This window comes from Tychonema sp. LEGE 07196 (assembly GCF_963890365.1).
Lineage (GTDB): Bacteria > Cyanobacteriota > Cyanobacteriia > Cyanobacteriales > Microcoleaceae > Microcoleus.
In genome coordinates, this window is sequence record NZ_CAWPRX010000072.1 from 1 (window position 1) to 14,285 (window position 14,285).

General features: G+C 45.0%; 7 protein-coding genes. 2 read left to right on the plus strand and 5 right to left on the minus strand.

Translation table 11 applies throughout. The features are described from left to right. Positions 1-543: 543 nt before the first annotated feature. Both AACV78_RS09370 and AACV78_RS09375 read right to left on the minus strand, forming a co-directional pair. On the minus strand, positions 544-3,819 hold the full coding sequence (locus AACV78_RS09370) for a response regulator (protein ID WP_228042668.1): 3,276 nt from the start codon (positions 3,817-3,819) through the stop codon (positions 544-546). A 115-nt stretch (positions 3,820-3,934) separates the two neighbouring features. Next, on the minus strand, positions 3,935-4,903 hold the full coding sequence (locus AACV78_RS09375; protein WP_339383549.1) for an aliphatic sulfonate ABC transporter substrate-binding protein: 969 nt from the start codon (positions 4,901-4,903) through the stop codon (positions 3,935-3,937). A 279-nt stretch (positions 4,904-5,182) separates the two neighbouring features. Here AACV78_RS09375 and AACV78_RS09380 point away from each other — a divergent pair, with 279 nt between their 5' ends. Then, positions 5,183-5,482 (plus strand): DUF7734 family protein, encoded by a 300-nt coding sequence (locus tag AACV78_RS09380; RefSeq protein ID WP_194011650.1) that lies wholly within the window; start codon positions 5,183-5,185, stop codon positions 5,480-5,482. Positions 5,483-5,576: 94 nt separating this feature from the next. On the opposite strand, the gene atpC is transcribed toward AACV78_RS09380, so the two are convergent. The 3 genes from atpC to AACV78_RS09395 all read right to left on the minus strand — a co-directional run bounded on the left by atpC (position 5,577) and on the right by AACV78_RS09395 (position 8,551). Next, a complete protein-coding gene (gene atpC / locus AACV78_RS09385; RefSeq protein WP_194011649.1) occupies positions 5,577-5,984 on the minus strand; it encodes an ATP synthase F1 subunit epsilon in 408 nt (135 codons plus the stop codon). A gap of 183 nt (positions 5,985-6,167) precedes the next feature. Then, positions 6,168-7,625 carry a F0F1 ATP synthase subunit beta gene (gene atpD, locus AACV78_RS09390; protein ID WP_194011648.1) on the minus strand — a complete coding sequence of 486 codons (1,458 nt, stop codon included), beginning with the start codon at positions 7,623-7,625 and terminating at the stop codon, positions 6,168-6,170. Between the two features lie 125 nt (positions 7,626-7,750). Next, positions 7,751-8,551, minus strand: coding sequence for a PEP-CTERM sorting domain-containing protein (locus AACV78_RS09395; protein WP_194011647.1), 801 nt, complete (start codon positions 8,549-8,551; stop codon positions 7,751-7,753). 1,224 nt (positions 8,552-9,775) lie between these two features. Between AACV78_RS09395 and AACV78_RS09400 the strand changes: the two genes are divergently transcribed. Then, positions 9,776-14,285 (plus strand): beta strand repeat-containing protein (locus tag AACV78_RS09400; protein ID WP_194074400.1); only part of this gene is annotated, 4,510 nt, incomplete at its 3' end.

Genomic DNA, 14,285 nt, shown 5'->3' on the forward strand with positions numbered 1-14,285 from the left:
CCTGCAAGGATTGCTATACACGGTTAATATCAATTACGGTAACACAGATGAAATGAGTGTTAAGAGTTAACAGTTAACAGTTGAGTGGTAAAAGTGAATTTACTAATGAAAAATAGAGCCTGTAGGAGGAGAGTATCTGTGTTTTGTATGTGTAAGCTGTTACGGAATTTAAGCTGTCTGTCAAAAAACAATAAAACAATCAGTGGGGTGGGCATCCTGCCCGCCCTAAATATGCAATGTTTATTTGCGCGACAGCTTAGTGCCATCAGAAACTCGCAACTTGTACGCGCCATTGATGAATTACCCCCCTACTTTATTACTTGAGTATACAACCATAAACGATATGATACGGGCGATCTAATCTGTAGCGCTATTAACTATTGTAAATCTTTTTGTACTAGAACGAAAGGGAGCATCTCATATTTATAAAAATGCTTCTTTTGACTCCTGCCTGCTTCCTGCTCCCTGTTTCCTGCTGCCTTCTGTCTCCTACCTCCAATTCTAGCTTGGCTGCAAAACTAAGATGCTCCCATGTTACTTTTACTACTTTTCATCCAAAGCTTCTATCCCCGACCATCCTTCTGGCACTCCATACATCCGATTTTTGAGAGAACGCTGGCAGTAAATTGCTGCTAACTTATCTTGAGGATTTGTTTCGCAAATCTTCTTAAATATTTTTTGGGCTTTAGTAAAATTTTGCTCAAAATAAAGCTCCAAACCTTTTTCAAAAGCGGCCGCAGTTTCTTGTTTTAGTTCAATACTATGTTGTGTTTCTGCGTCATAAATTTCAAACACCGCAACGACAGATTTTTTGCCTTTTACTGTGACGCGATCGACAAATCGGTACAGATATTGTTCTCGATCGCCCAAACGCTCTAAAATTGACTCAGTAACTAGAATTCCCGACCCGTAAACCTTAGTCAATCCTTCCAAACGAGAAGCGAGATTCACCGCATCAGCAATCACCGTACTTTCCATCCGTTCTTGCTCGCCAATCGTACCCAGCATTAAAGTACCCGCGTGCAAACCGATGCCGATCGCGATCGGTGCGTAATTGCTTAGTTGTCGGTGCTGGTTGTAAACAATCACTTGTTTCTGCATTTCCACCGCCGCGCGAACAGCATCATCTGCAGACTCAGGAAATAGCGCCATAATCGCATCGCCGATATATTTATCAATAAAACCTTGGTAAGCGCGAATAACCGGACTCACTCGGCTGAGGTAGCTGTTGATAAAATTAAAATTTTCTTGGGGAGTCATCGCTTCGGAGATAGTCGTAAAAGAGCGAATATCAGAAAATAAAACAGTCATTTCCTTCTGAATTTGATCGCCTAGTTCGACATCAACAATACTTTCGTGTCCCAAAAAACGCAGAAAGTCGTGGGGGACAAATTTACCGTAAGCTGCATTGATTTTGGCCAGACGGATATGAGTTTTGATTCTGGCTAGCAATTCATCTTTGACAAACGGTTTAGTTAAAAAATCATTGGCTCCTGCATTGAAACCTTGCACTAAATCAGATACTTGATTTTGGGCTGTTAACATCACGATTGGCACTTCGATCGCCGTGAATTTCTCCCGTATTTTCTCGCAAACTTCGTAACCAGTCATCCGCGGCATCATGATATCTAGCAAGATTAAATCTGGCTTGTAGCCTGTGTCTACAAGAGCTAAAGCTTCTTTACCGCTGCTAGCTTCGGCGATGGCATAGTTTTCCCGAAGTAAATTGTTAACCAATACCTGAATATTCACAGGTTCGTCATCTACAATTAAGATTTTCACTAGACTGTTTTCTTGCCGGCATCGAGCTTCAATGCAACTGTTATTATTAAAACTTATTTCTGCCGCTTCATTTGTGATTAAATTGTGCTGGTTGGTCGTGGAAACTAAACAATTCAGCACCGTCTCTGGCAACTGCTGGTTATCGATATACTGATTTTGAGAAACTGGTAAACTAAAAGTAAACTGCGAACCAACACCTAGTTCTGAAGATACGTTAATTTCACCGCCGTGCAGTTCGACTAACTGCTTGGTAATTGCCAAACCTAAACCGCTTCCTCCGTATTCTCTAGCAGTGGAACCGTCGGCTTGTTCAAAAACTTCAAAAATGCTTTCTAATTTATCTTCAGCAATGCCAATCCCGCTATCGGATACAGTAATTTGCAGTTTTGACCTGACAATTAAAGATTGAAGCTGGCTGGTAACAGAACTTTCTCGCTCACAAAAATCAGGCAAATTCAAAGATATGGCATTTGCCGAAATTTCTATAGTACCAGTATCGGTAAATTTAATCGCATTTCCGATTAAGTTATACAGAATTTGTTGCACCCGATTTTCATCGGCATCCACTAGGGGAATGTCGGGACTGACTGAATTAATTAACTGCAATTTTTTTGTGCCAATTAGCGGTTGAGAAAGAGTCATTACGATATCGACAATTTCTCGGATGCCGACCGGCTTGATTTGCAGTTCAATGTTTTTGTGTCTCAGCTTCGAGAAATCAAGAATGTCGTTGATGAGATTGGACAATCTTCTACCGCTAAATGCAATAATTTTTAGATTGGAAATAGTTGGTTGTGGCAATTGTCCTGTAGCGCCGTCGATTAAAGATTCTGTTAAACCGATAATGCCGTTAAGTGGAGTGCGGAGTTCGTGAGAAGTGTTGGCTAAAAATTCGTCTTTTAGTTGATCTAGTCGCTGCAATTGGGCATTTTGATCCTCTAGTTTTGTGAAAGATACTTGCAATTGACTTGCCATGATGTTGAAAGCATCAGCTAATTTTCCTAGTTCGTTAGATGCCGCAATATCTACCCGAGTTTCCAGCATTCCGCTAGTCATTTTAGTAGCTGCGGAAGTTAGGGCTTTCAAGGGATTTGCGATCGATCGAGCAAAAGCAACTCCCAAGCCCGCAGCGGCGAGGGCGCTGGCGATTGTAACTGCACCCATGACGGCTACGAGCGATCGCAGGGGGGCGTAAGCTTCCGCTGTAGGTAGCTCTACCACCACCATCCACTGCACCTGGCGGACGATCGCCCCCGTGCCCATGACTTCTTCCCCGCGCCAGCCTCGATAAACGATCGGAGATTGCATCCCCGAAGCCAAAGCTAATTTGAATAACTTTCCCACAAACGATCGCCCGCTCAAATCTTCCAGTAAATACGGATTAATCTTACTTCCCGTTTCCGAAATCACCACCGATCTGTTATCTAAAACATAGCTGTATCCGGTTTTCCCTACTTGCGATCGGGCCACAATTTGAGTTAAAAAATTTAGACTAACTCTGGCAAACAATACTCCAGCAATTCTATTTTTACTGTCGCGAATTGGGACTGATAAATTAACAACATTTACTGCTGTTTTGAAATCCACATCTACTGGACTAACATAGTTTTGAGCCTGCATAAATGTTCGCCAGAATATCGGTGAATCTGCCGAAATACCCGCTAAACTCAAGCTAGAAATAGAAAATGGTTCGTAAGGCGAAATTGCCTGTACGACTTGACCTTGACTGTTAAAAATCCCCGCAACTTCGTAGGCGCTGTTGCTGTTCACCAATCCTTCGAGAATACTGCGCTGAGTTTCAGCATTGAATTCTGTTAAACCGCGCAATTCTGACAAATAATTGAGTTGGCGCTGCAAGTTATCCAGATAAGCGCTAATTTGGACAGCAGCAGCTTGCGATCGCTCGAACTGAAGTTGTTTTGTCTGTTTTATCTGTTCCCGAAAGCTGAGATAAGCTAACGTACTTCCCGCCATCAACACGCTAGCTACAACAATCGAGACAAAACCGTAACGCAGTTGATTGGCAATTGAGGACATTTGATTTTGCCAGTTAACAGTTTGAACTCACTCTATAGGATACACCTAATTTCATTTTTCATACTTGACAAATCGCCGCCTTTGATTTGTCGATACCTTCGCCTAACTTCTGGTTTTATAGATCTAATCTTTGTTTCCAGATAGCATCTTCAATCCAAATGCGATCGGGAAGTAGTCCCAAGCGAAAGAAAATCTCAGAAATCCGCTGCTGTTCTTCAACAGCGCTGTCTTGAATTGGCAGCAAATCGTAGCTCCGACTTTGAGTTAATATTCTAGCTGTTGTTCTTTTTATTCCCCTTCGAGCGCTGATAAATCTCGCTGCTCGTTCGCGATTCCTAGTTATCCAAGTAGCCATTTTTCGCGTTTCTCCCATGACTATTTTAACAATATCGGGAAAGTCGCTAGCAAAAGAGCGACTGGCCAAATAGAAGTTTCTGTCATTTATCAGCCCCTCGCTGTCAGTCAAGAACTTAACAGGCATAGTTTCTTGTAACTGAGCGAGAAACGGCTGCCAAATCGCCCAAGCATCAACCTCGCCTCTCACAAATGCTTCCCGAGCTTTTGTCGGCGGCAAATCGACCAATTCGGCATCTTTTAACTGCAAACCACCTTTAGTTAAGGCCCGAATTAACAAATAGTGACCTGCCGTTTTCTTAGTTGCTGCTATTTTCTTGCCTTTGAGATCCGCCAAAGTCCGAATAGGAGAATCTTGAGGAACTACGATCCCAATGCTTCCCGGTAAAGCTGAATCATTAGCAATATAAACAAAAGGTACGCCGTCTGATTGAGCAAAAATTGGCGGCGCAACTCCTGCATAACCTAGATCGATTTTTCCTTTTCCTATTGCTGCTAAAATTGGCGGCCCTGCGGCAAATTCCGTCCATTCTACAGACCACCCAATTTCTGCTAAACGGGTTTCCAAAGAGCCTTTAGCTTTGAGATAAAACAGCGCTCCGAAACGCTGATGGCCGATTCTGACAACTCTTGTTAAGTTTGAATGTGGATTTTGGGTTTTTGCTGTAGAGTTATTTATGACTTCTGACTTGCAACTGGCCACAGTTAAAGTCAAGCAAACAACTAGCACAAATAGCAGTGAATATCCCCAATAAAAGCACCCTTTAATAAATTTTTGACTAAAATATGAGAGTTGAAATTTAGTCTTTGTGTGGATCATAAAAGATTGTATAAATAGTTTTGCAGGATTAAAAAAACTTTGATTCTTTTAATCCTATTTATATTGTGTCCGCTTACTTCCGGCTGTTAAAAAATGTCGAGTTAAAAATAAAGATTTAGCTGGCTGTCCCTGAAATTAGCCGCAAAATTAAGCTATATTATAGCTAATTTGTGTAAAGTGATAGGTGCTATGGCTGACTCTAGGGATCGCCGCTTGGAACAGTACACGGTAAAAAGACCTGATGAAGTTTTAATTGTCAAGGTCGAAATTGACGGCGAATTCGACGAAATTGCTATTTTTAAAGGCTTTTCTAGCTCCTTGGTGCGATCGACCGCTTTCGATCCAGAAGTGCCAGTTTTGCCGTCGGGAGCAAAAATTGTGAGTGTCGATCGCGTGGAGAGTCCGTACAATCCAAATAACCCCCGCTATCTTCAGCAAGGGTTATCTTGGGAAACAATGCAATCGCTATTGTTAGAGGCTGGAGTTTAGCTCTGGCTGCAGGGAAAAAACTTAGAAAAACAGCAGGGACACAACATTGTTGTGTCCCTACTACAAAAGCCGTGTTCCTACCCGCGCGCGATCGCTAAAGCGTACCGCCGGCAGCTTGGAAACGAGCTCGCGCGCGTTTGATTGCTTGCTTAGCTTGAATTTGCTCTTGCAAATTGCCGCTAGCCGACTTTGCCAAACGAGCTTCTGCTTCGGTGTAAGCCTTGCGAGCATCTTCTTTGTCGATCGTTTCGCCTTTCTCAGCGCCGTTGACAAGAATAGTAACCTGGTTTTCTTGGATTTCTGCAAAGCCGCCCATCAGAGCAATAGCCACCCATTCCTTACCGGGACGGACGCGCATCACTCCGGTATCCAAAGCAGTCAACATCGGAGCGTGACCGCTCAAAATACCCAATTGGCCTGTGGTACTAGGCAAAATTACTTCTTCAGCATTAGAATCCCAAACAGTTTTGTCTGGGGCCACTACGCGCACAGTTAATGTCATAAAGTATCAGTTGTCAGTTGGCAGTTGGCAGTTGTCAGTTGTCAGTTGTCAGTTGCCAGTTGTCAGTTGCCAGTTGCCAGTTGTCAGTTGTTACCAATAACCAATAACAAATAACAAATAACAAATAACTACTGACTAATGACTAATGACTACTGACAACTGGCAACTGACTGATGACTAAAATTACTTAGCCTCAGCTTTCATTTTTTCAGCTTTGGCGATCGCCTCGTTGATATCGCCAACCAAATAGAAAGCTTGTTCCGGCAGCTCATCAAGTTCGCCAGCCAAAATCATTTGGAAGCCCTTAATGGTATCAGCCAGCTTGACGTACTTGCCGGGAGCACCAGTAAACACTTCCGCCACAAAAAACGGTTGAGACAAGAACCGTTCAATTTTGCGAGCGCGAGAAACGGTCAAGCGGTCATCTTCCGACAGCTCGTCCAAACCCAAAATCGCAATAATATCTTGCAATTCCTTGTAGCGCTGCAGAGTAGACTGCACCTGACGCGCCACACCGTAGTGTTCTTCGCCGACAACGCTAACTTGCAACATTGTAGAGGTAGAATCCAGCGGATCGACAGCCGGGTAAATACCCTTGGCAGCCAAACCGCGAGACAACACAGTTGTAGCGTCCAAGTGAGCAAAAGTCGTAGCCGGAGCGGGGTCAGTCAAGTCATCCGCAGGTACGTAGACAGCTTGAACCGAAGTAATGGAACCTTCAGTAGTCGAAGTAATCCGTTCTTGCAAATCGCCCATGTCTGTACCGAGAGTCGGCTGATATCCCACAGCCGAAGGCATCCGACCCAACAGAGCCGATACCTCAGAGCCCGCTTGCACGAACCGGAAGATATTGTCAATAAATAGGAGAACGTCCTGCTTGCTGACATCGCGGAAGTATTCGGCCATCGCCAGAGCCGACAGGCCCACGCGCATCCGAGCACCCGGTGGCTCGTTCATTTGACCGTAAACCAAAGCAATTTTTGACTTGGTGCGGTCTTCTTCGTTAATAACCCCAGACTCGATCATTTCTTTGTAGAGGTCATTACCTTCGCGGGTGCGCTCGCCCACACCGCCGAACACGGACACGCCGCCGTGAGCTTTGGCGATGTTGTTCACGAGTTCCATCATAATCACGGTTTTGCCGACGCCTGCGCCGCCGAACAAACCGATTTTGCCACCGCGACGGTAGGGAGCCAGGAGGTCGATGACCTTGATCCCGGTTTCAAACACCGAAGGCTTGGTTTCCAGTTCGGTGAAAGCCGGCGGCTGACGGTGGATGGGCATACTGTCGGAAGTATTGACCGGGCCGAGGTTGTCTACGGGTTCGCCGATGACGTTAAAAATGCGGCCGAGAGTTGGGAGTCCGACGGGAACTTGGATCGATTCCCCGGTATCTACTACTTCCATGCCGCGCACCAAGCCGTCGGTGGTACTCATGGAAACTGCGCGCACTTGGCTGTCTCCGAGCAGTTGCTGAACTTCGCAGGTAACGGCAACGTCTTGACCTGCTTCGTTTTTGCCGGAAATCGTGAGAGCGTTATAGATTTGGGGCAGTTTGCCGCCTGGGAATTTGACGTCTACAACTGGCCCGATGATTTGGGTGATGTAGCCTACGTTCGTTTTTGTTGCGGTGGATACCATGAATAGTGCCTTTGTTAGGATGCTATTTTTCCCGTTGTGGAAAAAGTCTTAACATTTAGAAATGCTATTTCTCACAGTACCACTGAACAGACTCACTATTTAGATTTGTCTGGGCTGGTTAAAAGTCATTTTTCTGGTTGCTGCTGTCGCTTTTTTTTCCCGCGAGCCGCAGCCAAAGCCCCCAGCCCCAGTATAGTGCCAAACATCGTGACTGGTTCGGGAGCTACCTCGGCTGAAATGAGGAAGTCTTGGAAGTCAGCGTCGTTTTTTCCTGCGGCATCGTCGAAGGAGATTTTTGCGCCCTGAACCAGTTGGGCCAATGTCAGCAATGAATATTGCTCTGGGCCTTTACCGCCGTTGACGTTGGTAAATGAGTCGCTGGAGTTGTAGTCGAGCTTAAAGTCGCCAAATACCGCTTGCTGACAACCCGTCACCACACAGTCATCTCTCCGAAACTGGGTGTTGGCGGCAAACCAGTCGGGGCTGTTCATGAAGGTGCTTGAGGAGACATACTGCTCGAATGGTTTGCCGGTGCCACTGTCACTCCACAGCAGCAGGGCATAAGTTTGATTTCCCAAAAATTTGAAGGTTTGGGTGATGGAGCCGTTGTCAGATGTGACAGCGTTGCCGAAGCTGCCCTTCGATTCATCGGCTGCGCCGTTATCTGAGGGTTGAAGCTCGTAAAACAGTCTGGCGATGTTGGTGTACCCTGTGTTTGCTGACTGAGCTTGGGCTACCCACAAGCTTGACTGGTAACTGCCGTGTGATTCGTTGAAGGTAAAGTTTATGCTTGTATCTTCATCGAATTGGATGCCCTTTGTGCCAAACATGAAAGCTTGGACGGGCGTGCAGATGCTGAGCAAGATTGTGGTTGCCAAGCTGGCGATGGTAAAAGATGTTTTTTTGACTAGCGTTAAGGTAGTCATAACCCTGATTCCTCCAATGTTGTTAGGTAGTAAGGCGGGAAACGCACTTTTCCCGTGATGGGAAGAGACGATCGCCTCTTATGCGATATTTAGGACGATGGCCATAGCTGCAAAAGAAACTTTACAGCAGTGACTCTACAGACTGATATCACTTAGGTGTGTCCTGATATTAAATCAGTGCTTGTAATTCTAAGAGTTTTCACTGACACTAGAGTGCCACACTTGAATCTGTAACAGCAAGATTTTAATCGCATCTCCATTTCCAACCTACTACATTTATTTTGATCCGCAAGAGTCTCAAATTAACTGTAATACTTGCAAATATTAGGTTGCATCAAAAATATTCTGTATTTTTGATGTCAGCTTTATAAAGTTTTGGTAAAGCCAATCAAAAAAATATAAAGTTTACGATCGAAGCTCGGCTGTTCGACCAGCGCTCGAAGCGGGATGCAAGCTGTTATAAGGTGTGCAGAAGAGTTGCGGAGGCGACTGCGAGTAGGGATTTGAGCGTGTTTTTTGCTGCTTTCAGCAAGTGGCGGCTACAGGCGATCGATACTTGCGTATTTTTGCTTAATATACTGAGTATTTTTTTACTCCTAATTATCGGATTCCGCTTCGTATTTTTACCAGTATTCCCGAACGCATCAACCCGGTTTTTTAAGGTAATGGCGTGAGTCGATGTTCCATTTGTCGATTTGAGATGCTTTGACTTACTTCAACTTGCTTCGACTTCGCGGGTTCACAAGTCGCTCAGAACAAGTTTGAGACTTACAAGGGCAGATGAATTTAGGAGTTTGAACTTGAATCTAAAATTTTGAGCTTTCCAAGACAGAAGTACATGACACGGTATCCGTTTTTGTGGGGTGTCAGAGAAGTAGTGAAAGCGGAAACAATAAACCCAGTTTTATTACAGGTTTCTGAGTGCTATTAAAAAACTGTTTCTAGGTAAATTCTAGTAATTAAATAAAAACATTTTTTGCGGTTACAATTATTAGAAAATAAAAATTGTTGCTATCCTATTGACATGAGTAGTTTTTAGTAGTAAAAATAGGAGAGATCGATCGATAGCCCGCACAGTGTTTGGGGCGGCGACCCAAAGCCACATTTTACCATTAAAATTTCACAGAGTGAGGAATCTCTCACCCGCCTTCTACCGTTGGTGATTGAAAAGTGTCTGGACTATTGATAAATACGATCGCACTTTAAACAAAATATTTAAACACAATGACAACCAACAAACTACATTTGCTCGGATGGTTATTCATTGTTGGCTGGCTGAGTGCCGGGGGTATGGGTTCGGCAAACGCCCAACCCATCACCCCGGCACCGGATGGCACTAACACAGTTGTTACTCCCAACGGCAACCGCTACGACATTTCCGGGGGGTCTTTCAGCGGAAATAAGGCTAATCTTTTTCACAGTTTTACTCAGTTTGGCCTCAGGGAAGGTCAAACGGCTAACTTTCTGACTAATCCCAATATTCAAAATATTCTGGGGCGGATTACTGGGGGAAATCCTTCTTTAATCAATGGCTTAATTCAAGTTACGGGCGGCAATTCCAATTTATTTTTGATGAATCCTGCGGGCATGATTTTCGGGCCAAATGCCAGCCTCAACGTGCCGGGATCTTTTAATGCTACTACGGCGACAGGGATTGGTTTTGGGAACAATCAGTGGTTTAGTGCGATCGGCAATAACAATTGGGCAACTTTAATTGGGATGCCGAATAGTTTTGCGTTTACAAATTTCCCAGGGGGAAGCATTGTTAATACAGGCAATTTTACGGTAGCACCAGGTCAAAGTTTAAGTTTGATCGCTGGGACGGTTGTTAATACCGGTCAGCTAACTGCGCCGGGGGGCAATATTCTCATCAGCGCCGTACCCGGTAACAATTTGGTGCGTATTAGTCAAGCTGGAAATTTATTGAGCTTGGATATTCAGCCGACAGCAACTCAAAGTTCGCTGCCGAACAATTGGACGCAGCCGGTGTTATCTTTGCCGGAGTTGCTGACTGGCAAAGGTGTGGTACAGGCAACGGGTTTGACGGTAAATCCTAATGGCGAAGTTGTGTTGACTGGGAATGTTGCAGTGCCTGTAACTGCGGGAACTGCGATCGCATCTGGCAGCATTAACGTCTCTGGCAACACTGGCGGTACTGTAAATATTTTAGGCGACAAAGTAGGAGTTATTGCAGGCAATATCAATGCTTCTGGGATTAACGGCGCAGGTAATGTACTGATTGGCGGAGATTATCAGGGTTTGGGGACGGTACCGAATGCTGCGCGGACTTTTGTTAGCAGCGACTCGACGATTAATGCTGATGCTGTTAGTAATGGGAATGGCGGGCGAGTTATAGTTTGGGCTGATGAAACTACTCGCTTTAATGGCAATATTACGGCCAGAGGTGGCTTGTTTTCGGGGAATGGCGGCTTTGTGGAAGTTTCGGGAAAGCAATCGCTGGATTTCGCTGGGTTGGTGGATTTGCGATCGACCTTTGGGATTGCAGGGACGCTATTGCTTGATCCTACTGATATTACTATTAGTGCGGCCGCTAATACAGGCGGTGTTTTAGGTGCAACATTTGCTCCCTCTGCCGGCACTTCTAACATTAATAACGGGACATTGCAAACGCAACTGGGAGTAAGCAATGTCACGATTTCCACTAAATCGGGTTTTGCCAGTTTAGGCGATATTACAGTTAATGCTCCCGTTACTTGGAACACCAGTAATTCCCTGACTCTGAATGCTGATAATAATCTTACTGTTAATCAACCTATTGCTAATACTGGAAATGGTGCGATCGCGTTAAATGCTAGTAATGCAATATCAGTCAATGCCAACATTACTACTAGGGGCGGAAATATTACCCTTACCAGTACCAATGATATCAACACCTCTTTGGGAAACATTAATTCCCAATCCATTTCAGCAGCAAATGGAGGAGCGGTCGCCATTTCAACGGCTGGTGGTAACATTAATACTGGCGGCATTCTTTCCAATTCGACTGCAGGTACGGGAGGGGACATCACCCTTTCTGTTACTGGGGGAACGGGTGCGATCGACACGACTGCTGGATCTGTGGAGTCCTCTTCACCATTAGGAACTGGGGGCGCGATCGCACTTTCCACTGCTGGTGGTAACATCAATACTGGTTCTATGCAATCCGGTGGTCAACAGGGAGGAAAAATCACCCTCTCTGTCACCGGAGGAACAGGCGCGATCGACACGACTGCTGGAACTCTCTATTCCACTTCCCAATCAGGAAATGGGGGTGATATCGCACTTTCCACTGCTGGTGGTAACATTACTACTGGTGTTGTGGGTTCCCTTTCCTCTGGTGCAGGTACGGGAGGGAATATCAGCCTCACTGTTACCGGAGGAACAGGCGCGATTGACACCTCTAATGGCTATCTGAATTCCGCTTCTCAGTCAGGAAATGGGGGGACGATCGCACTTTCCACTGCTGGTGGTAACATTACTGCGGATCTAAATTCCTCTTCTCTGTCAGGAAATGGAGGCGCGATCGCACTTTCTACTACTGGTGGTAGCATTAGTGCTAGTCTAAATTCCGCTTCATCAGGTGCAGGTACGGGAGGGAATATTACCCTCTCTACCGGAGGAATAGGCGCGATTGACACCACTGGCAAATTATTAGATTCCTCTTCTGTGTCAGGAAATGGAGGAGCAATTTCCCTAACGGCTCCAGGTGGCATTACAACAGGTGGGATTAATTCCAGTACAAATTCAACTGCTAGCAGCAGTACAGCAGGAACAATTACTTTTAATCCGAGTACGAGCAATATTACCCTTAGTGGTAATATTAATGCCTCTGCTCAAACTGGAAGTGGTAGCATTATCAGTTTCCCAACAAAAGTCATCCTCACTCAATCCATTACAAACATCACAACTTCAGGAACCGCGAAAAGTGGAGAGATTACCTTTGGCGGGACTGTTGATGGCAATATTTACGGCAACAATCAATTAAACATTACTACTGGCACTGTAAATTTTAATGGGTCTGTAGGTGGCACTAATCCCTTGGCTGCACTTACAGTAGATGCAAATACCAATATTACCAGTACAGGCGCTATAAGTATCACCACAACTGGGGATATTTCCACGGGCGATATTACGAATCCCGGACGGGCGATCGCCCTTACCAGCACTAATGGCGATATTGATACGACGGCCGGGGCAATTGATACCACATCCAGTACCGGAAATGGTGGCCCGATTACACTCAGTGCCAACAATATTAATGCTAGCAATCTTAACTCCAGTTCCACTGCTGGCAATGGCGGAAACATCACACTAACTGGCAAAACAGGCAACATTTTTGCATACTCAGGAGTAGTTAATTCTAGTTCTACTTCCGGTGCCGGTGGAGATATCGCGATCGCAACTCCCAATCAAATTGGGATAAATAGCATTGATGCTAATGGATTGCCCGGTACTGGAAATATTAGCATTAGCGGCAATGAGATTGGCTTTTCGGGAGCAGGTTCCGCGCAGGGTAAAGGCACTTTTTCAATTGCGCCGTTTTCGCCGAATGTAGGAATCCGCTTCCAGACTGGACTTGGTGACGATCCACAGGCGATCGATGTAGGAACACCGTTTTTATCCTCATTGCGTAATGGCTTTAGTGCCATTGTTTTCGGAGGGAACACTACTACAGGCAATATCACTGTAGAGAATTTGCCAGTATCTTTTGCCGATCCAGTGACTTTCAATACTCAAGGCACTATTTTTGTCAATCCCAATCAATCGATTTCGGGAACTGATAATGCTTCCATTACTCTGAATGCTACAACTAATAACCTGAAGGGCAATATTACCACTCAATCTCAAAATATCACAATTAACGGCAATACCTTAGTTGGAAATAGTGTCTTAGTGAGCAATGGCAATTCAGCAAGTGGCAATATTCTGTTTAACAATAACATTGATGGCAGCGGCGATCTCACTTTAGAAACAGGTACAGTTAACTTTTCAGTTAAATCGGCGATCGGCAATACTACACCATTAGGAAATATCACCGTCAATAGTGCTGGTACAGCTACATTTAATGCTGTCACGGCTACCAGTTTCACCACCAATGCTGGCGGCAAAACTACACTTAATGGCGATGTCAAAACAACCGGCAGTCAAACCTACGGAGATGCTGTCACTGTTGCCAATAATCCCATTCTCACAGGTAGCGACATTACTTTCAATAATACTGTGGACGGCACCAGCGATTTGACTGCGAACGCGGTGAGCGGTAATGTTACATTCAATGGTGCAGTTGGGAATACTACACAATTAGGAAATATTACCGCTAACTCTACAGGAACCACCGCATTTAATCAAACAGTCAATGCCGCAAGTTTAACCACAGATGCTGGCGGCACAACTACACTCAATGGCGATGTCAAGACAACCGGCAGTCAAACTTATGGAGATGCTGTCACAATTACCAAGAATCCGACTCTTACAGGGAACGGCATTACTTTCAACAATACTGTTAACTCCAATAACATCGGCAGCGATTTGACTGTGGATGGGACGACTGGTGATGTTACATTCAATGGTACAGTTGGGAGTTCAAAGGCGATCGGCAATTTAACAGCTAACTCTACAGGAACCACCGCATTTAATCAAACAGTCAATGCCGCAAGTTTAACCACAGATGCTGGCGGCACAACTACACTCAATGGCGATGTCAAGACAACCGGCAGTCAAACTTATGGAGATG